Origin of the sequence: Nodosilinea sp. FACHB-131, from assembly GCF_014695395.1 — a bacterium.
GTDB lineage: Bacteria > Cyanobacteriota > Cyanobacteriia > Phormidesmidales > Phormidesmidaceae > Nodosilinea.
On the sequence record NZ_JACJOF010000038.1, the window covers coordinates 233,286 to 253,962 of the forward strand.

The 20,677-nt window shown below is 58.4% G+C and carries 14 protein-coding genes; 4 read left to right on the top strand and 10 right to left on the bottom strand.

Going from position 1 to position 20,677, the window contains the following annotated elements:
* Positions 1-4: 4 nt before the first annotated feature.
* From H6F75_RS25515 to H6F75_RS25525, 3 genes are all read right to left on the bottom strand, one after another.
* Positions 5-1,423, bottom strand: coding sequence for an NAD(P)(+) transhydrogenase (Re/Si-specific) subunit beta (locus H6F75_RS25515; RefSeq protein ID WP_190755790.1), 1,419 nt, complete (start codon positions 1,421-1,423; stop codon positions 5-7).
* An 88-nt stretch (positions 1,424-1,511) separates the two neighbouring features.
* Positions 1,512-3,125: a Re/Si-specific NAD(P)(+) transhydrogenase subunit alpha gene (gene pntA, locus H6F75_RS25520; RefSeq protein ID WP_190755792.1), complete on the bottom strand. Its 1,614-nt coding sequence runs from the start codon at positions 3,123-3,125 to the stop codon at positions 1,512-1,514.
* Positions 3,126-3,726: 601 nt separating this feature from the next.
* Positions 3,727-4,494: an HAD family hydrolase gene (locus tag H6F75_RS25525; protein WP_190755794.1), complete on the bottom strand. Its 768-nt coding sequence runs from the start codon at positions 4,492-4,494 to the stop codon at positions 3,727-3,729.
* Between the two features lie 54 nt (positions 4,495-4,548).
* Between H6F75_RS25525 and H6F75_RS25530 the strand changes: the two genes are divergently transcribed.
* On the top strand, positions 4,549-6,210 hold the full coding sequence (locus tag H6F75_RS25530) for a D-Ala-D-Ala carboxypeptidase family metallohydrolase (RefSeq protein ID WP_190755796.1): 1,662 nt from the start codon (positions 4,549-4,551) through the stop codon (positions 6,208-6,210).
* Positions 6,211-6,314: 104 nt separating this feature from the next.
* The gene (gene prmC / locus H6F75_RS25535; RefSeq protein ID WP_190755797.1) at positions 6,315-7,232 is read left to right on the top strand and encodes a peptide chain release factor N(5)-glutamine methyltransferase; all 918 of its coding nucleotides are present in this window, start codon (positions 6,315-6,317) and stop codon (positions 7,230-7,232) included.
* Here the strand turns inward: prmC and H6F75_RS25540 are convergent.
* The 3 genes from H6F75_RS25540 to H6F75_RS28300 all read right to left on the bottom strand — a co-directional run bounded on the left by H6F75_RS25540 (position 7,229) and on the right by H6F75_RS28300 (position 10,231).
* Positions 7,229-8,605 (bottom strand): hypothetical protein, encoded by a 1,377-nt coding sequence (locus tag H6F75_RS25540; RefSeq protein WP_190755799.1) that lies wholly within the window; start codon positions 8,603-8,605, stop codon positions 7,229-7,231. The two genes, prmC and H6F75_RS25540, sit on opposite strands and share 4 nt — an antisense overlap.
* A gap of 96 nt (positions 8,606-8,701) precedes the next feature.
* A complete protein-coding gene (locus H6F75_RS25545) occupies positions 8,702-9,352 on the bottom strand; it encodes an HAD family hydrolase (RefSeq protein WP_190755801.1) in 651 nt (216 codons plus the stop codon).
* Between the two features lie 321 nt (positions 9,353-9,673).
* Positions 9,674-10,231 (bottom strand): rhodanese-like domain-containing protein, encoded by a 558-nt coding sequence (locus H6F75_RS28300; protein WP_242020351.1) that lies wholly within the window; start codon positions 10,229-10,231, stop codon positions 9,674-9,676.
* A gap of 960 nt (positions 10,232-11,191) precedes the next feature.
* Between H6F75_RS28300 and H6F75_RS25555 the strand changes: the two genes are divergently transcribed.
* Positions 11,192-12,214, top strand: a complete 1,023-nt coding sequence (locus tag H6F75_RS25555; protein ID WP_190755803.1) for a hypothetical protein — start codon at positions 11,192-11,194, stop codon at positions 12,212-12,214.
* Positions 12,215-12,382: 168 nt separating this feature from the next.
* Here the strand turns inward: H6F75_RS25555 and H6F75_RS25560 are convergent, their stop codons facing one another.
* Together H6F75_RS25560 and H6F75_RS25565 are read right to left on the bottom strand one after the other, a co-directional pair.
* Positions 12,383-13,372 carry an NAD(P)H-dependent glycerol-3-phosphate dehydrogenase gene (locus H6F75_RS25560; protein ID WP_190755805.1) on the bottom strand — a complete coding sequence of 330 codons (990 nt, stop codon included), beginning with the start codon at positions 13,370-13,372 and terminating at the stop codon, positions 12,383-12,385.
* Positions 13,373-13,486: 114 nt separating this feature from the next.
* Positions 13,487-15,160, bottom strand: a complete 1,674-nt coding sequence (locus H6F75_RS25565; protein ID WP_190755807.1) for a glycerol-3-phosphate dehydrogenase/oxidase — start codon at positions 15,158-15,160, stop codon at positions 13,487-13,489.
* A 460-nt stretch (positions 15,161-15,620) separates the two neighbouring features.
* Here H6F75_RS25565 and H6F75_RS25570 point away from each other — a divergent pair, with 460 nt between their 5' ends.
* The gene (locus H6F75_RS25570) at positions 15,621-17,999 is read left to right on the top strand and encodes a heavy metal translocating P-type ATPase (protein ID WP_190755809.1); all 2,379 of its coding nucleotides are present in this window, start codon (positions 15,621-15,623) and stop codon (positions 17,997-17,999) included.
* Between the two features lie 110 nt (positions 18,000-18,109).
* Here the strand turns inward: H6F75_RS25570 and H6F75_RS25575 are convergent, their stop codons facing one another.
* Together H6F75_RS25575 and H6F75_RS25580 are read right to left on the bottom strand one after the other, a co-directional pair.
* Positions 18,110-18,973: a fructosamine kinase family protein gene (locus tag H6F75_RS25575; protein WP_190755811.1), complete on the bottom strand. Its 864-nt coding sequence runs from the start codon at positions 18,971-18,973 to the stop codon at positions 18,110-18,112.
* A gap of 11 nt (positions 18,974-18,984) precedes the next feature.
* A complete protein-coding gene (locus H6F75_RS25580; RefSeq protein ID WP_190755813.1) occupies positions 18,985-20,304 on the bottom strand; it encodes a pitrilysin family protein in 1,320 nt (439 codons plus the stop codon).
* Between the last annotated feature and the right edge of the window lie 373 nt (positions 20,305-20,677).

The following is a 20,677-nucleotide window of genomic DNA, read 5'->3' on the forward strand; positions in this document are numbered from 1 at the left end:
CGAGCTAGGCTGCGGCGAGAGCGGGGGTGGGAGCTGTTGAGGCAGAGAGCTGGGCGAGGATGCCGTTGACGTTGGTTTTGGCGTCGCCAAACAGCATCAGCGTGTTGTCGTTGAAGAAGAGCGGATTCTCGACTCCGGCGTAACCCGACGACATGCCGCGCTTGAGCACTACTACGGTATCGGCTTCCCAGACTTCCATCACGGGCATGCCGGCGATCGGGCTGGTGGGGTCATTTTTGGCGCTGGGGTTGACGGTGTCGTTGGCACCAACCACCAGCACCACATCAGTGTGGGACAGGTCGTCGTTGATTTCGTCCATCTCCAGCACGATGTCGTAGGGCACGTTGGCCTCGGCCAGCAGCACGTTCATGTGGCCAGGCATGCGGCCCGCCACGGGGTGGATACCGAACCGCACCTGTTTGCCCTGAGCGCGGAGCAGGCGGGTGATCTCCGCTACGGGGTGCTGGGCTTGGGCCACGGCCATGCCGTAGCCGGGGACGATGACCACGCTCTGGGCATTAGCCAGCAGTTCGACGACTTCGCCGGTGGTGGTGCTAGTGGCACTGCCCTCCAGGGCAGCCGCCTTGCCGGAGCTAGCGGTTTCTCCAAAGCCCCCCAGCAGCACGTTGACGAAGGAGCGGTTCATGCCTTTGCACATGATGTAGCTGAGAATGGCTCCACTGCTGCCCACCAGTGCCCCGGTAATAATCAGCAGGTCGTTGTTGAGCATAAAACCCGCTGCTGCCGAAGCCAGCCCCGAGTAGCTGTTGAGCAGCGAAATCACCACCGCCATGTCGGCTCCGCCGATCGCCATCACAATCACGATGCCAAAGATGCCTGCGATCGCCGTCATCGCCGCTAAAATCCACATTCCTGGGCTGCCGGTAGCGGTGAGAAAGGGTGCGACGAGGACTGCGATCGCCCCCAGCATTCCCAGCGTGAATACGTGGCGCGCGGGCAGCAGCACCGCCCGGCTGGGCACCCAGCCCCGCAGCTTGGCCACCGCAATCATTGACCCAGTAAAGGTGACGATGCCAATGAACACGCCAATATAGATTTCCACCCGGTGAACAGTGATATCCGTGCCCGTGAGCGCTGCACTAGGCTGGAGGTATTCGGCAAAGCCGACTAGAACAGCGGCCAAGCCCACAAAGCTGTTGAGCAGCGCCACCATTTCGGGCATATCGGTCATTGCCACGCGGGCAGCGGCCAGCACACCCACCAGCACACCGAGGCCGATGGAGCCAATCTGGACGGGGTAGCCCTGGCAGATCAGCGCCGTGGCCCCAAAGGCGATCGCCATGCCGAGAATGCCCAGCAGGTTGCCCCGCTTAGCGGTTTCTGGCTGCGACAGCCCCGCCAGACTGAGGATGAAGAGGGCGCTGGCGACGATGTAAGCGGTGGTTACGAGGTTGTTTTCCATAGGGTAGGGGAATGGGGAGGAGGGCAAATTTTGAACTTTGAATTTTGCATTTTGAATTCAAAGTTCAAAATGCAAAATTCAAAAAGAATTACTTATGAAACATGTTCAGCATGCGCTGCGACACCATAAAGCCCCCGGCGATGTTGACGGTGCCAAGGAAGAGGGCGATCGCTCCCAATATCGTCATTGGTGAGGCGATGTTATTAGAAATTTGCAGCATGCCGCCGATGATGATGATGCCGCTGATGGCGTTGGTGACGCTCATTAGGGGAGTGTGTAGGCTGGGCGACACGTCCCAAATCACCTTCCAACCGAGGAAGCTGGCGAGGACAAAGACCGTCAGGTGGGTCATAAATGAGGCGGGAGCCCAGAGGCCGATAGCCACACAGGCCAGGCCAATTAGCACGGGCCAGAGCAACTGACTAAACCAGGGCTTAGCAGCGGGAATTTCCTCAGCGGTGGGGGAGGTAGGGGAGGTGGGGGAGACGCTGGGAGCGGGAGCTTCTACCTTGGGAGGGGGCCAGGTCACTTGGCCGTTGTGAATCACGGTAGTGGCGCGAATCACCTGGTCTTCCATGTTGACGGTGAAATTTTCGGCTCCGCCCAGGTCGCTGAGCAGGTGCACCAGGTTGTTGCCGTAGAGCTGGCTGGCCTGGGAGGCCATGCGGCTGGGTAGATCGGTCAGGCCGATGATGGTGACGCCGTTGTGCGAAATCACCTGGCCGGGCTCGGTGACTTCGCAGTTGCCCCCCTGTTCAGCGGCCAGATCGACTACTACCGAGCCGGGCTTCATGCTCTCGACCATCTCTTGGGTAATCAGCAGCGGCGCTGGTTTACCGGGGATCAGTGCCGTGGTGATGATGATGTCAACATCCTTGGCCTGCTGAGCAAAGAGAGCCATTTCAGCGGCGATAAAGGCCGGACTCATCACCTTGGCGTAGCCGCCTTCGCCGCTGCCGTCTTCTTCAAAGTGCAGCTCTAGAAATTCTGCGCCCAGGCTCTGTACCTGCTCTTTGACCACCAGGCGGGTGTCAAAGGCTTTGACGATCGCCCCCAAACTCTTGGCCGCCCCGATCGCCGCCAGCCCGGCCACGCCAACCCCAATCACCATCACCTTAGCGGGGGGCATTTTGCCAGCGGCGGTAATCTGGCCGGTGAAGCAGCGACCAAAGTGGCTGGCGGCCTCGATCACCGCTCGATAGCCGCCGATGTTGGCCATCGAGCTCAGGGCATCTAGCTTTTGGGCGCGGGAAATGCGGGGGACAGAATCCATCGCTAGGACAGTGCCGCCCTGGTGGGCCAGCTGCTCTAGCAGCTCGGGGTTCTGGGCAGGCCAGATAAAGCTGACCAGGGTTTGCTCAGGCTTGAGCAGGGTGGCCTCGTGGCGATCGAGCGTGGGATGGTGCTGGGGCGATCGCACCTTCAGCACGACATCGGCGGCTTCCCACAGGCTGATGGCATCGGCCACCACCGTGCAGCCAGCGGCTTCGTAGGCACTGTCAGTAAAGCTGGCCCCGGCTCCGGCCTGGGTTTCAACCAAGACCTCAAAGCCTAGCTTTTGCAGTTTTTTGGCGGTGTCGGGGGTAGCGGCGACCCGCTGTTCGCCCGCAAACACCTCCTTCGGAATGCCTACCTTAAGCCCTAGAGGGGCGGCATCTAGGGGAGCGGCTACAGAATTGTCTTTGGGTGCTGCAATGGTCATAGGGAGTTACGAGGGGAATGGCCTTAAACAACAAAAACGCAGGCAGTAAACGAGAGAATGACGATAAAAAAAGATCCCAACCCTAGCGCTAGTGAAACGGGATCAGAGGCAGTCAAATTTTGCGTCAGGCTCAGAGAGCGCGAGGCGATGAAGTTGTTCCTCGGAGGGGCGATCGCACAGTCGATGCAAACAGGCTCTAGGTAGTAGCAAAGGGGCGGTTCCGTGACATAACCCCCGGCTTCAAAGGAATTACAAGGAGCGTCAATTAGTCTAAATGGCCTGGTTTTACCTATATTTTCTACAAAATTGCCCCATCCTGCCGACTACTACAATCTCCCCTACTGACCTGGATGGTCTAGATATTCAGATTGTTTTTTGATTTCAACAAAATGAAACACTTTAGGGCAGGGCATCTGAACTAATTAGAGCAGAGTAGCTGGCAGAACACTCTGGCCCATTGTCTGGCATGGTAAAAGTACCGCCCGCCCTTAGGGTTAAAACTTCAAAAATATTTTATGTCTGACAATGTTATGGGAGCTGGTTGTCAGCAATAGAAAACAACGTCTTTTTTTGTTACAAAACTGGTCGTTCCAAGCCAATTCTAAAAATTCTGCACTAAGGCTTCTACGAGTTCTAAAAACCCGGCCACTTCGGTGGCTTGGGTGACGTAGGTGGGGTGATAAGTAAGCCGAGGCCAGTAGTCGACCACATTGGCCACCCCCACCGACTGGGGAAACAGGGCTGGGTTAAACATGCTCTCGTCGTTGGGACTGTCGCCCACGGTCAAGACCTCAGCGGCGGCGATCGGTGCAAAGTAGCGCTCAAGCACCCGCTGCAAGCCCGCCGCCTTAGACTGGCCCAGCGTAAATAGGTGGCACTGCACGGTGCTGTAGGTAAACCCCCAGGCCAGCGATTGGCACAGTTGCGCCATCTCATCTAGATCGGCCTGGGTCAGGCCCTCAATGTCAAACGTCCAGTCGGTGAGGCGAAAGCGATTGTCGTCTGACTCGCGCAGCTTGGGCCACCGCCATTGCAGTTGGGCAAAGGCCTGTTGCAGCAGCTGGCGGTGGGCGACCAGGTTGGGAATGTCAACCAGTGGCTCTGGCGGACCGTTTTGGGGAAAGTAGATGCCACCGTTTTCGGCCATGGCCCCCACTACGGGCAGATAGTGGGCTAGGCCATTCACCCATCCCGCCGATCGCCCGGTGACAATCATCACCGGCAGGCCCAACCCCTGGAGCTGCTCCAGCCCTTGCAGCAGGGCAGGGGTAAATTTGCCCTGGCGGGTGAGGGTGCCATCCATGTCGGTGGCTAGGAGCTGGGGCCGGGGTGAAAACCCGTGGCTGGGTAATGGTTGAACTTCGCCCATCGAGTTTACACTTTGTGGTTACTGTGAATAGGTCATTGTGGCTTAATGCACGCTATGAGCACGTTAGCACCCGATCAACGCAACTATTACTATCTACTGGAAGGGGGGCGCGCGGGGGTGCACAAGCCTATTTTGGCGGCCCTCTATGCCGTGCATAATCAGCCCCAGCTCACCGACGGCGAAACGGGCCTGGGCATTGCCCCGGTAAACCAGGTGGATATGGGCGAGGTCGACACCTTTGCGGCCCAGGTGCAGTATGCGGCTAACACCCTGCGCAGCCTCACCAATGGTCTTGTTGAGCAGGGCTGGAGCGGGGCCGACATTTGGGATGCCAGCGTGGGGCGCTACAGCGATCGCTTTCTGCAGGCGGTAGCCAATGGCTTTACACCGACGGAGGGCGATCGCGATGCCGCCCAGCTCGAACCCAGTGATGCCGCCGCCCTGCTTCAGGCTTACCTCGACGACATTGGCACCGACTACAGCGGGGCGCAGCTGCCCCAGAATGTGAGCCAGCTCGACCCGGCCCTGCTGGCCTTTGCCGAGCGGGTGCCGCCCAACTATGGCCGGCTCGACTTTCAGCGTCAGGCCATGGTCGAGGCGGTGCGGCTGTGGCGACAGCTCAACACGGCGGCAGCGGTGTATGAGGTTTTGAGCGTCCCAGTGGTTGACCAGGTGCCTGACGAAGCGGCTTTGGACAATGCGCTGGTGGCCTTTATGCAGTCGGTGGCTCGCTACTACGCGGGCTACCCCAACCAGCGTGAGGCGCTGATTCGCCTGGTGCAGCTGTGGCGGGCGATGGATGGGCGGGAAGAGGCGATCGCCTGGCTGCTCACCAACGACCCCTTTGCCCATGAAACAAACCTGGAAACCCTTGACTCGGCGCTGCTCGCCTTTGTGCAAAAAATACCCAATCTCTACCACGGTCAGGGCGACCTGCGCTTTGCGCTAACCGAGGGCTACCGCCGCTGGTTTGGCCTCGACTCGCGCACCACCGCCATTCAGCATCTGGGGGTCAACCCCGACGACCTGGCGCAAAACACCGACAACCCAGCGGCCCTAGTCATAACCGCCCGCACCCTCGATCGCGCCCTGCTCGACTTTGCAGCCAATATTCCCACTACCTATACCCCCACCGAAGACCAGCGGGAGGCGTTGATTCGCCTGGTGCAGCTGTGGCGGCGGCTGGAGGGGCGCATCCCCGCAATTCAGTCGCTATTTGAAGATCTGCGTCGATTGGAGCGCGCGGCCCCTTCGTCACCCGAGGCCATGCCCGCGCCGGTGCCTGCACCCCTGCCGCCGCGCCCCGCTCAGTGGACCCCCAACAATATTCAGCTGGACGCTAGCATTGTGCCCAACGGCAACTTTACCTGGGCAGAAGCTACCCGTGGCGGTGCCCGCATGCCTCCTAATCAGGCCACGGTGGATGCCATTGTGCGCATTGCCGCCTTGGCCCAGCATGCCCGCGATCGCGTCGGTCGGCCCTTCCTAATTACTAGCTGGTACCGCCCCCCTGAGCTCGACAGTCGGCTAGGCGGGGCCTCTGAGAGTCGCCACGTGGTGGGCGATGCTATCGACTTTTACTGCATGGGGCTCACGGGCAATCAGGTTTACTGGGCGCTGGATCCCTGGTGGCCGGGTGGACTGGGCCGCTACAGTCGGTTCCCGGCGCTGGTGCATTTAGATGCGCGCGGGTCTAAGGCGCGGTGGACGCGTTAGGGGAGTGGGGGAGTGATGGGTGAGGGGGTGGGCGAGTAGGAGAGTGAGTGAGGGCCAGCAGTCTGTCGCTGCCTTTGACACATTATTTGAGATCCACCAAGTCAATGGCAGAAAGTGATTCTATTTCAGGGGCGGAGCTGTGGGCTTGGCGCGAAAAGGCGTTAGCAGATGTTCAGGCAGCGGGAGTTGACGCCGACGAAGTCGATTGGTTGCTGATGGCGGTGGCGGAGGTAGATCGGCTGTCGCTAAGGCTGGGTACGGTGCAGCAGCGAGGGACAATTCCCCTTTGCTGTTCTCTGGCCGAGTTGGAGTGTCGCTGGCAGCAGCGGCTCACCGATCGCACTCCTGTGCAATACCTGGTGGGCGAAACTCCCTGGCGCGATCTGATGCTGACCGTGTCTCCGGCGGTGCTGATTCCCCGTCCTGAGACCGAGCTGATTATCGATCTGGCTGAGGCGGCGATCGCCCGCAGCCCGATCGGAGATCAGCTGTCTCAGGGCATTTGGGTCGATATGGGCACCGGCAGTGGCGCGATCGCCCTGGGTCTTGCCCAAGCCTTTCCGTCGGCTCAGATTTTGGCGGTGGATTTTAGCGGTGAAGCGCTGGCGATCGCTCAGGAGAATGCGGCTAGGGCGGGGTTGAGCCACCGCATCACCTTCTACCAAGGCTCCTGGTTTGAACCGCTGGATACCTACCGTGAGCAGCTCAGCGCTGTGGTGTCGAACCCGCCCTACATTCCCTCGGCACTGCTGCCGACGCTGCAACCCGAGGTGATCAACCACGAACCCGCTAGTGCCTTGGATGGCGGCGACGATGGTCTGGACGATCTCCGCCTGCTCGCTGCCCAGGCTTCTAAATTCCTCGTGCCGGGCGGGCTCTGGCTAGTGGAAATGATGGCGGGCCAGGGAGATGCAGTCCGAGAACTGCTGGAAGCGCAGGGATGCTATTGCGATATTCAAACTTGTTTAGATTTGGCGGGGCGCGATCGCTTTGTGCAGGCGATCTACGCTCCCGAACTCTAGCGATCGCGCAGGTTGCGCTGGAACTCCCAGAACCGCTGCCACCAATCAGCAGGCTCATCCTTGGGGCCGTCGTGCTCGGTGGGGCGATCGCTGGGGCCATCTACCACCAGGCTGCCCACGTAGTCGGCCTCGGCGTAGACGCGATCGATCTGCTCGCGAATTTCCGCCATGTCGGCTTCCGACACTACGCCGTTGCTGGTGGCTTTGTAAAACTGCACCGTGACCCGAATTGGGTAGTCGGGGTCGCGCTCAATAGCCAGGTTGTCAATTTCAGTGAATGGCCCTTCCACCGCACCGTGGCCGATAACGGCGGCCTCCACATCGCTAGGGCCACGGGATTCCATCAAGGGAGCGGCGGCCATGGGGGCTGCCGGAGCCATGGTGTCAAACGATGACTGCTGCCGCATGGGCGCCCGCTGTTTGAGGGGCACCTGAATCAGCAAAACCATATTCAGCCCCTCGGTGTCGTCCTCAGCAACTTCTCCAGGTCGCCCAGGATTCTCCACCGCCTGAAAATCGCTGAGACGCTGGCCGGTAAAGCTGGCCCGTTCGCCATTTTTGTTGAAGAAGAGGCGCTGGCCCCAGGTTTGCCCAGCCTCAAAACCGTCGCGCTGGTTGTCGATCACGGTGACGCTGGTGCCTTCGCGGGTAGCGAGAATGGTCAGCACCGCCGGGTCGCCGGGGCGAGACTGATAGTTAAACAGCACCGGGTTAAACGTGGCCGAACCCTCCTGGGGAATTGGCAAAAAGCAGGCCTGGGCGCTGACCAGCACATGGCTATCGCGCCGGGGGGCCAGGAGCGATCGCCCGCGCCCGCTCCAAGAATCTGGGGTGCTGAGGTAGCTACGCAGATCGCCCAGCACCTCGCTTAAAGCCACCCGGCGCAGGTCTTCACCTTTCTCGTTGCCCACCTGGAGAAAAAAGCTCTCTAGGGGAATGTCGGCGCTGATGTCTTCAAAGTTGGGATGGCGAATCACCGGCATCAGGTGCAGCTGGTGCTGCCGACTCACTGGATCCTGCTGCTGCACCTGAATGGTCATATCGCTGATGTTGGGGCCAACGGAGGAGCCGTAGAAGCGCCCCGTGTCCTCCCAGGTGACGTTGAGCACGTTGAGGTTGAGCGATTCTGCCAGCTGGCGGGCGATGGGGTCGTGCACCATGGCCTGGGTGCGCTCGATCACCTGCCGGTAGCGGTCAAAGGCCTGGCGCTGCACGATTGGTGGCATAGGAGAGCTTTCTGTCGGGTTGGCGTTGGCATTAGCGTTGGGGTTGGGCGCAATCGGGTCCCAAGCCTGGATTGGGGCCGCGAGGGCTAGGGGCAGGGTTCCTGCCGCAATTGCGCCCAGTAACCAAACATTCCAGTGGTGTTCCATCCTCAGGCCCTCGCAAAGCTATGCCCCTAACCTACGCGATGGGGTTGACCAGCTCAGGATGGTTACAAAAACTGAAACTGCATCTGCGGTCAAGTTTTATACTGCATCTACCTGAACCAGCAGCCCATTGGGGCCAACGCTGATTTGAAGGGCGGCTAGGGCAGGGGCGATCGCATCGGCCAACCCCAAATCCTCGGCTCGATTGGTTGTTGTCACCGCGATTACCGTTGCTCCGGCAGCTTTGGCCGCCTCAACCCCAGCGGGAGCGTCTTCAATCACCAGGCAGTCGGCCGGAGCAACGCCCAGGCGCTCAGCCGCCAGCAGATAGGGGTCGGGTGCTGGCTTGCCGCGCTGCACATCGTCGGCGGTCACCATCACCGAGGGGTCTGGCAGTCTTAAGTACGGGAAGCGCAGGGAGACCGTGCGACGGGTGCCGCTAGTGGCCACTCCCCAGCGATCGCGCGGCAGCTGAGCCAGCAGCTCCTTCACTCCGGCGTAGAGGATCAATCCCTCGGTGTCGTCAGCCTCGGCGGTTTCTTTGAGGTGAGCCTCCTGGGCAACATCCACGTGAGGCGCAACCTGGCGAATGGTTTCTGCCGTGGGGCGACCGTGGTGAATGCGGGCGATCGCATCGTAGTCAACCCCGTGGCGATCGGCCCAGGCCCGCCAGTGGCGCTCTGCTACCGGGTCTGAGTCGATTAGCACCCCGTCGACATCAAAGATGATCGCTTGGCAGAGAAAGTCCATAGTGCGGGTGCATAAACGCTACAAGCCATTGTAGGTTCCCCAGGTTAAGCCCTGGGTCGTTGGGTGAATGCGTCTTGGCATAAGCCAAACTGCGACAACAAACATCAATTCCCCCCGCACTTTCTTCAATGAAGAAGAGTACGAGGGGAATCAATTAACCATGGCTATTGGCTGATCAAGCCTTGTTCTAAACTAGATCCGATTTGAACATTCCTGAACTGTGATCTTGGGCTGTGAGGGCGATCGCCGCAGCCTCAATCCAGAGCACCTTTTTAGCTTCTTGAGTCAGGTTTTTACTGTTCAATGGGTTGCTAAAAGCGTCTAATCCTTAAGCGGCGATGAAAAAGCGTAAACGCCTTCGGTAGGGCCACCAACGGCTTTCCATGATTCCAGCCCGCCCTGTACCACGGCCACCTTGGCATAGCCTGCCTGACGGAGTTGGCCAGCAGCATCGTCAGCACTGTCGCCGTAGACGTAAATATCGCGCTTATGCTCTAGGGCATTCTCAGCATTATCTAGAACGTGGTCGATGGGCATGGGCACAGCGCCAGTAATCCGCTCATTGTTGAATTCTTCTCGGCTGCGCACGTCAATGATCGTTAGCGCCGGTTCGCCCCATTGCAGGCGCTTGAGTAGTTCTTCGGCAGATGCCTGGTTCACCGACATGGCGGGAGGCTTGGGCAAAGGCTTAGTCACTACGTCTTTGGCCGCTTGAACCTGGTCAGGAACCTGGTGAGATGCGTCATCGGCTTTTTGAGCCAATTCTTCAGTCCGCTCAGGAATTTGGTCGACAGCGTTTCCTGCTTGCCCAGTCAAATTTTGAGTCTGGTCAGCAGTTTGGTTAACAGCGTTATCGACTTGCTCAGAAAAATTAGTCATAGATTACCTCTATCAGCATCAATGGCTTCAACTTACTAGCTAGGCATCACAATCTCATCCATCACCGGACATAATCCAGAAAATGGCGCTAACTGTCAGCAGGAATATATTCTTTCCTAAGGAAAAATTAATTCGAGGCTAAATTACGGTTGAAATTTTTTGCTCTCATTCGTTGTTAGGCTAGCCGTTATCTACATTCTGGCTACATGGTAAATTCAGAAATTCTTGTGAAGCAGCTTTATGACGTTTACAGAATTTTTAAGACTATCGGAGTAGAAGAGTTGTTGCGATATCTCACCTAGGAGAGAGATTTAAGAAGCCAAAGGGTAATAGTTTTTTAGATACGAAGAGGCTGCATTTCTAAGAACAACAGATAGTACTTGGTAGTCCACTGCCCATCTATGAATTAGCAGCTAGCCCTTACCAGTCCTGTGTCCGTTACTGACTATGTCATTGTTTTAGTGACGCGTTAGTGCGATCGCCCTCGCTCAAGGTAGGTATCTAAGAGGCTATTCACCTCCCTAAACGCCATGTGTCCACCTGTATGGCTGGCATGCCCCCCTTTTTAAGGCTCCGTCTTCCGGCACTGAGTATGCGACTGGAACTTGCTGCTTTATGACTTACAGGTACTGCCCTCGACGGTTATCGAGGTAGGTGTGCTTGGTGCGCCAACCGCCAAATGGAAACCGAAGCCGTCCTCTTTGAGACGTCTCACACGCCGCCAGAGTTTTCAGTAGTGCTAGTCATAGCTGAGCTAAGGTCTGCAAACGACAGCATCGCTCATCAATGACATCGAAAGCTTGCTTATCTTTGCGAACCATTGCGAAGAATAAACTTTGGTGAATTCAGCGCACCCTTTTCCGGGCGTTCATCAAGTTTGCTGACCGGCCTGGGCTTAATATGGCTTTTAAATCACAATTTCCGTCGTTCCAGTTCCCTACGTATCGTGGTTGTGCTCCTATGGTGACAGACTTCTCGGTATCGACCAGCCTGAAAGTTGGCCGGCTAGAAAAAGTTGGTGCTCCAAACAAGGCCGAAGTGCTTTCACTGTCGGAGGTTTGGGCAAAGAAGTACGTTAAAGACCTGCATCGTCAGGATCAGGTGCTACTGAGCTTAGATGAGTCGCAATCTAGACTAGATGTCGCTGCAAAACTCGTCGATATTCTGCGCTCTGTTAGCGCCCGGGCCTGGAACAAAACGGAAACACTGCTATCGCGCGAAGTCCGTCGGCACCAAATCAGCCCTAGCCTGATTGACCCCTGGACCGTTTCTAAGGACGTACATCAGGTCTATGAAGAAGCTCTGGCGGCCTACGCCAAGGGGGTGACACCCCAGCGGTTTTCGGTTGTGGCCTCAAAGCGGTTGGGCACTATTCGCCAAGCCCATACGGCGATCGACCCAAGGGTAATTGGGTTTGTCAGCATGCAGTTTCACTACTGCGGTCAGATGCTTTCGGCAGAAGCCCCCAAGGCAGAGCAAGCGGCCCTGCAAGACTACTTTAAAGTGGTTGACGATCTGTTGTATATGCCGCTGCACCGGGCCTACGCTGCTGCGGCCAACTATGACTACCACCACCCGCGTCTAGAGACGGTGCGGCTAGCACTGCCGGCCACCAGCCGCATCGCTAAGAGCGTTGTGAATCAAGTGATTGCGCTGTGCCCTGACTATGCGAGCTATACCGGGCCTCTCAGTGCGGACGCAGTACGCACCTCCAGCATTCGCGATGTGGAGATGTTTCAAATTTATCTCTGGACCTGCATGCTAGAGAACAACATCTCGGCGATTGCCCAAGAGTTGTTCCCGCTCTGCGTCATGCTGTACCCCAGGCTAAAGGTGAACTGGGGCTTGGTGCGGCTGATGATCAACCTGCTCGACCAAGAGCTTTCGGCCTGCGTGGGGTCGATCAATGTCAAGTACTACGAACCCCACTACACCGCCATGCTCAAGATGTTTTCGCCCTCAACTTTCCCGGAGCCTATCTAAAAGAACGAAGACAGAAAAATGAAGAGTGAAGAAGTGCTCACTGGGCTCTAACCCCGGCACTTTGAACTGTTCTGATCTAGATTTCACCTGCTATGGCGATAACTCTGTAGGAGCAGATACCTATCCGCTCGTACAGGGTTTATCTCAGCCTTCAGCAATGCCCACAGATCACTCGCACTGCAAGACCTCTTGGTAATCCTCGGCTTTGAGCTTGCGCTCCATTAGGGCGGCGACGGCTTCTGCGGCTGAGATGTCGCCCTTGAGCAGCAAATACACCTGCTGAGAAATTGGTGCTGAAAGCTGCTCCCGCTGGGCAATATCGTGGAGCACATAGGCGGTGTTGACGCCCTCGGCGGTGCTGCCCAATTCCTCTAAAATTTGCTCTAAAGATTTTCCCTGGGCAAGGCCGTAGCCTACCCGGTAATTGCGGCTGAGGGCGCTGGTGCAGGTGGCCAGCATGTCTCCCAAGCCGGAGAGACCCAAAAAGGTTTCGGGCTGCCCGCCCAGGTGGGTGCCAATGCGCATGACTTCCGGCAGAGCGCGGGTGATCAGAGCCGATCGCGCGTTAGAGCCCAGGTTGAGCCCTTCGCAGACACCGACGGCGATCGCAATTACATTCTTGAGCGTGCCGCCCAGCTCGGCCCCGAGGGGATCGGTGCTGGTGTAGGTGCGAAAGTGGTCGGAGGCAAATACGTGCTGCACGGCCTCGGCGGCGGTTTCGTTGGCGCAGGCAATTACCGTGGCAGCGGGTAGCCCGGCTTCAATTTCCTTAGAGAGATTGGGGCCAGAGAGCACGGCTACAGCATGGTTGGGAAAGGCCTGCTGAAAAATCACCGATGGCGTCAGGGTTGTTTCTGGGTCAAAGCCTTTGGTAGCCGTCATCAGCACCGTGGTTTCAGGAATCTCCAATGCTTTGAGCTGAGTGGCCAGGTCTAGCACTCCTTTCATAGAGATAGCCGACAAAATCACCTCCGCCCCAGCGACGGCATTCTGCAGAGACACGCTGCCCGATCGCGACCACAGGCGCACGGCGTGGTGGTTGGCGGCAGCAATGTGGGCCAGAGCATTGCCCCAGGCTCCAGATCCGAGAATGGCGAGGGTAACCGGGCGGTTTTTGTAGGTCGAGATGATTTGTTGGGAGGTTGGGGCGACGAGCATGGGGAGTGGCGACTGGAGGGGAAAGGAAGTTTTGAATTTTGAGTGTTTAGTTTTGAGTTTTTGTCCTACGACATTAATTCAAAACTTAAAATTCACAACTCAAAACTTTTTTGATTACGCGGTCTGCAACGATGCCCTTTTCTCACCCAGCGCATAGTCGGGGATGCAGTTGGCGGCCATGAACTGGTGGTAGGTGCGGATGTTGCGATCGCACATGTCCTCACTCCATCCACAATACTCCTGTAGCACCTGGGCTACCACGGGTAGAGCCTCGAATCCATAGTTGTGGTGTATGGCCACGGTGGTGCGGCGGCGCAGAATATCCATGAAGGTGTGAGCCATCTCGGCCTGCACCGCAAACACAATCTGGGCCTGAATGTCTGGGGCGTAGTCGACAATGGGCTGGGCCAGGGCCGGGTGGCGATCGACTAGAGCTAGCAGGTCGCCCAAGCGAGCGCCATAGATGCCGAGGAGGTGATCGAAGCTGGTGGGGCCGATGCGGTGGTGGTAGCGATCGCGCCACTCGCCCACCCTGGGGTCATCGAGCAGCATGGCTCCGGGTAGGGGGCGATCGTGGGTTGGGCAGGCGGGCACCACCTCGCCTCGCTGGCGAAAGACGGCACTTACCAACTCTTCGCCCACTTGGCGGTGGGTGGTGAGCTTGCCACCAATCAGCGAAATCAGGTTCTTGGCCCCCTCTCGACTGTGGTCGTGCAGAATGTGGGCGCGGGTAATGCTGCCGGTCTTTTTGCCCTCGGCATAGGGCAAGGGCCGCACCCCGGCGTAGGTGAAGCGCACATCTTCCCGAGTTAGATGGGCGGCGGGCAGCACGGCGTTAGTTTCCTTCAGCAGGTAGTCGATTTCGGCATCGTCGGCCTTGACCGTTTCGAGGGAGCCTGCGTAGTGTTCGTCGGTGGTGCCAATCAGGTACTGGCCCAGCCAGGGCAAAATGAAAAAGGGCCGCCCGTCAGACTTGGCCTCTACATACAGGGCTGAGTCGGGCGCGCCGGGGAAGGCATCGACAATTATGTGGCTGCCCTTGGTGCCGCCGATCTTACGATTTTGGCTGACTGGCGACTGGCTGAGCCCACAGACCTCGTCAACCCAGGGGCCAGAGGTATTGACTATCACCGTGCGATCGTGGGTCGTCACCTCAAAGGTGTTGTCGCTGAGCAGATCGCGGCAGGTCAACCCAACGATCCGCTGCTCGCTGAGCTGAATATCTTCGACCTGGGCATAGTTGAGCACTGCGGCTCCGGCCTGCTCAGCATCGAGAATATTTTCTAAACACAGGCGCTCGGCATGTTCGGCCTGGCTGTCGTAATACTGAGCCGCCCCCGCTAGCCCATCGGCGTCAATGGCGCGAAATAGCTGTTGGGTGCTGCTACGCGACAGCATGCGGTGGTTGGGTAGCGACTTGTCGTAGCTGAGCAGGTCGTAGAGCACCATGCCTGCCTGAACTATGCGGTAGCTGCGCGAGCCGCTGCGATAAATAGGAATCGTCAGCGACAACGGTTTGACCAGGTGAGGGGCATTGCGCAGCAGCACCTCGCGCTCGTGGAGCGACTCGCGCACCAGGTTGAACTCAAAGTATTCTAAATATCGCAGCCCGCCGTGAATAAGGCGGCTCGACCAGCTAGTGGTGCCGCCACCAAAGTCGCCTTTCTCAAGCAGGATGGTACGTAAGCCGCGCAGGGCAGCATCTCGCGTCGTGGCGGCACCGTTGATGCCACCGCCAATCATGATCAAGTCGAAGGGTTGGCCGGTAAGGGTTTGCAGGTCGCGCATGAATTCTGAGGCGTCGGGGTTTGCGATCGCGTATGTAATGTTCTTCTAGCTTGAACTTTTGGCGGTGAAGTGGTGGAGAAAAGATTGCTGTGTAGGCTAAACGGCTACTCAAGCTGGCTGTCTACATATGTGGCCAGTCTAAGTATCTAGCTAATCCGCCAGCAACTGCCCAGGGGCATAAGCCTACGCCTAAGGAAAGGTGCAGGGTGAGATCCTATTATCTTTATGAGTATTGCCGGGTACCTGAAGGCGGTAGTTAATAAAGCAGCAGCAGATTGCGAGTCAAAGCGATCGGTCAATTGATTTCTTCAAACCCTTGATGGCAAGGAACTTGCGGGACTCTAGCCTGGCCACAATTTAGGCAGATGGAGAGCGAAGGTTCGATTTTTCGTCAAGCGGGAAGATACGCAGGAGAGAAGGGGCTTGGTAGGCTAGATCTATTGCCCCTAGCGTTTCACCCATGCAAGTTCTTTCTCCCCAAACCGCTGCTTCAGAAACGAGTTTAGAGCCATCTAGCCGTCAGACTGTGGTGCTCAACGTCAGCGGCATGAAGTGCGCTGGGTGTGTGCGCGCCGTAGAAAATCGTCTTGCCCAGTTGGATGGGGTGCGATCGGCCACGGTGAACCTGGTGACCGAGGTGGCGGTAGTCGAAACCGAGGCTGGCGTGGTGAGCGCCGATCAGCTGGCAGACCAAGTGACTCAGGCGGGCTTTGTGGCAACGCCCAGAGCCACCGATGGCGACGGCGACGACCTGACGGCCTGGGTAGACGCCAAGCGAGCCGAGCAGCAGCAGCAGGGGCAGCGGTTGGGGGTGGCGATCGCCCTGCTCATCCTTTCCACCATTGGCCACCTCAATCACTTCGGCTGGCTGACGATTCCCATTCTTAGCGATCTGTGGTTTCACGCCATTTTGGCGACGGTGACGCTGGCGTTTCCGGCGCGAGAAATTCTGGTAGATGGTTGGGCCGGTATGCGGCGGCTGGCTCCCAATATGAATACTCTAGTGGCCCTGGGCAGCGGCAGCGCCTACCTGGCTAGCGTGGTGGCGCTGATTTTCCCCGGCTTGGGTTGGGAGTGCTTTTTTGAAGAGCCAGTGATGCTGCTGGCGTTTATTTTGCTGGGCCGCACCTTGGAGCAGCGAGCTAGATATCGGGCGGCGGATGCGCTGCGATCGCTGGTTGAACTCCAGCCCGCCGTGGCCCGGCTGATCTCTAACCCCGCCACCGCTGGGGCTGCCCAAACAGGCGTTGAGGTGCCCGCCCGCTGTGTGCAGGTGGGCGAGTGGGTGCAGGTGCTGCCCGGCGAAAAGATCTCCGCCGACGGCACGGTGGTCTCGGGCCAAACCACTGTGGATGAGTCGATGCTAACCGGTGAGTCAATGCCGGTGCTGAAGCAGCCCGGTGATGGGGTGACGGCGGGCACGGTGAACCAGAGCGGCGCGATCGCTCTGCAAGTGACCGGCACCGGCCAAGACACCGTGCTGGCCCAAATGATTCGCTTGGTGGAAACGGCCCAGAGCCGCAAGGCCCCGATCCAGCGGCTGGCCGACCTGATCTCGGGCTACTTCACCTACGGGGTGATGTCTCTGGCCACGCTTACGTTCCTCTTCTGGTACTTCATTGGACTGCACCACTGGCCCCAGGTGATGCACTCGGCCCTGGGCATGGCTCACATGGGCCATACCATGACCTACACCTCCTCGACCCTGCTGGTGAGCTTGAAGCTGGCGATCGCGGTCATGGTCGTTGCCTGCCCCTGTGCCTTGGGCCTGGCCACCCCCACCGCCATTCTGGTCGGCTCTGGGTTGGGGGCCGAGCGCGGCCTGCTGATTCGTGGCGGCGACAGTCTCGAAACCATTCATCACCTCGACACGGTCGTGTTCGACAAAACCGGCACCCTCACCGTGGGCCAGCCCCAGGTGACAGCCGTTCACGTTGTTGCAGAAGACCTAAGCGAAGCCGACGTTATGCAGCTCGCCGCCACGGTCGAAAGCGGCACCCGCCACCCCCTAGCCAAGGCCATACACCAAGCGGCGACAGCGCGAGAACTAGACCTGCTAACCGCCGATGAGTTTGACACCCAACCCGGCCTCGGCGTAGCCGCTCAAGTCACCTGGCAAGACACCGTGCAACCCTGCGCCCTAGGCAACCAGCAGTGGATGACCCAGCGAGAGATGGTGCTCGATGCCGCAGTGCAAGATCGAGCTAAGGCGCTGGCGGAAGCGGGACAGACAGTGGTTTACGTGGCGCTGGGAAATTCTGTAGTGGGGCTGGTAGCGATCGCAGACCATCTGCGCCCCGATGCTGCCGCCGTGGTTGAAACTCTGCAGAAACAGGGGCTCCAGGTGCGAGTGCTGACGGGTGATAGAAAGGAGGTAGCGAGGGCGATCGCCGCTCAGCTCAACCTCAAACCCAACCAGGTCACCGCTGAAGTTTCCCCCCAGGGCAAAGTTGACGCGATTCGCCAGCTTCAGGACGAGGGCCACACCGTAGCGCTGATGGGCGACGGGATTAATGATGCGCCTGCGATCGCCCAGGCTGATGTCGGCATTAGTCTCCACTCCGGTACCGACATCGCCATGGAAACCGCCGATGTAATTCTCATGGGCGACCACCTCTCCGGGGTGCTCGAAACCCTCACCCTCAGCCGCGCCACTTTTAACAAAATTCGCCAAAACTTGGCCTGGGCTTTTGCCTACAACCTCGTGGTGATTCCCCTCGCTGCTGGGGTGCTGCTGCCCACCGTCGGGGTCAGCCTCAGCCCCGCCGCAGCAGGTGGCATGATGGCCTTTAGCTCCGTAGCGGTGGTAGTTAACTCATTACTGCTACGTCGAAAATAGCCGAATGTGCTAACAGCCGACTATCTGGGTAGATGCCCAGCTATCGCCTGCGATCGCGACCTGAATTAACAGCACTCTTGGCATTGAGGCCATGGCCTAGCGGTTGCCTTTCACCGCAATAGCTGATCGATCATGCGGTTGGCCTGCGACTCGTAGCTGCCGCCAAACAGGGTGAAGTGGTTGAGGATGTGGTACAGGTTGTAGAGCGTTTTGCGGGTCTTGTAGCCTGCATCGAGCGGGTAGGCAGCGTTATAGGCGTCATAGAACCCGTTGGGAAATCGGCCAAACAGTTCGGTCATAGCGATGTCTACCTCGCGATCGCCATAATAAGTCGCCGGATCCAAAATCACTGGCTCACCGTTTTTCGTCACCGCCGCATTGCCCGACCACAGATCGCCGTGTACTAGGCTTGGGGCCGGGTCGTGGCCCGCCAGCAAATCCGGCAGCGCCATCAGCAACTCATGCTGACGCGGAAACCGTCCGCCCCTGCGGCCCGCTAGACGAAACTGGTGGCGCAGCCGGTGCTCGCGGTAAAACTCTAGCCAGGTAGGCGCCCAGGGGTTGGGCTGGGGGGTGGCCCCAATGGTGTTGCTCTGGTGCCAGCCAAAACCTTTCTTGCTGGTGACTCGGTGCATCGCTGCCAGCGCCTCGCCCATGCGGCTCCAGGCCCCGCCACCGCCATTGCCCAACTCTAACCACTCCATGGCAATGTAGGCTGACCCATCCACCGTGCCCCAACAGATTGGCTTGGGCACGCGAATGGTCTGACTGTCGTACATATCCTTTAGGCCCAGGGCCTCGGCCTCAAACATCGCTACCTGCGATGCCTGGTTGAGCTTGAGAAAATACGACTGGCTGCTGTCACTCACCTGATAGGCCTGGTTGATACAGCCACCCCCCACCGATCGCCGGTCGGCAATGGTAAAGGCAGTGCCGGTTTTAGCGCCAATGTGCTGGGCGATCGCAATCCACATAGCCGCCCGTCCTAAACCGCTGGCTGTAGGGCAACCACCCCGTAGGCCTCGTTCGAGAGATGCTGCTGAGCCGACTGCAACACATCCTTGATACCTAACTTTTGAATGTAGGCGGGGTAGTTGAGCCCTTCAGTGATATCACCCGTCAAGGTCTGGTAGTAGCCGTAAAGCCCGGCGCGATCGCTCGGCGTTTCGTTGGCAAAGATAAACCGGTTAGCCACCTGAGTTTGCACGCGGCTCAGTTCTGCGGAACTCACAGGCTCCTCCATCACGGTGGCGATGTGTTGGGCGATCGCCCCCTCCACCTGGTCTAGATTTTCGGCGGGCAACTGGGCCAACACCATAAACGCCCCCTGGTGGGCCAAGGTCATGTTGCTACAGCTAACGCTGGTCACCAGCTTGCGCTCTTCCCGCAGGTCGCGCACCAGGCGCGAGGTGAGCCCCTGCCCCAAAATCGAGGCCAAGATATCGAGGCCGTAGGTGTCCTCTAAGTGAGTCACCCCCGGTACCCGCCAGGCCATGACCAAGCGTGCCTGGGTCATAGCCGGATCAGCATGGGTCGCCCGCCGTACGTCCGTAAAGGGAGGCTCCAGGTCGTCGGGCAGCAGCGGCTTGAACCGTTCAATGGAGTTGGTGGTATCTAGCGGTGTATGGCGCTGGGCCATGGCTTGCTCAAAGCCCTCGGCCACCGTAGCAATCAGGGTTTCTACCGGCAGGTTGCCCACCGCCACCGCCGTCATGCTCTGGGGCTGATACCAGGTGCTGTGAAACTCGCGCATTTGGGCTGGGGTGAGCCCCTCGACCACGGCAGTTGGCCCCAACACTGGGCGACGGTAGGGCAGCCGGTCAAACACCAGCTCCATAGTACGGGAATAGGTGCGGCGGCGGGGGTTATCGTCGGCACGGCGAATTTCTTCCAAAATCACCGGACGCTCGCGCTCAAAGTCATGGTCGCTGAGACGTGGGGCCATCACCATCTGAATCTGCAGCGGGGCCAGGGCGGCGAAGTCTTGGGGCGCTGTGGTGATGTAGTACTTGGTGTAGTCTTGGCTGGTGGCGGCATTGGTCAACGCCCCGCGCTCTTCCACCTGGCGCTCAAACTCACCGCATTGCAGCTGTTGAGTGCCCTTAAAAATCATGTGCTCTAAAAAGTGGGCCATGCCGTTGATGGCGTCGCTTTCTACCGCTGAGCCTACCCGCAGCCACAAGCTGAGGTTGACAACCTCCAGGGGCATTTGCTCAGCAATGACCGTGAGGCCGTTGGGTAGGCGACGAATGGTGGGCGAGACTAGGCGCGAGGGCAAATCTGCGGTTGCTGAGAGCAAAGCCATGGAGATTACAAGCCACCAGAAAAGACACTAAGCTTTGAATATCTTAACGACTCAATCGTCTGCCTGGAAAAAACCTTCCGCCGGGTTTGTCAGGGGGCGTTGGCTCAGCCCTGACAATGGCAAATCGCAACCTCAGCTTAGGGTAGGTAAAAAATCGCTGATTAGTCCGCGAGGTTAGCGGTTGAAACGTTACTAGAAAAAAACTTTAGATGGGCTAAATCAAACCCCTAGGGCCTAGCTCTCGCCGATCGCGCCGCCTGGCCGGGGCAATTACCAGGCTAAAGGAGTTAAATCCTACCCTCCGGCGGGCAAAATGGTAGAACTTGGGCAAAACTCAATGGCCCATTATTCCGAAAGTATTGTAAATTCCTGG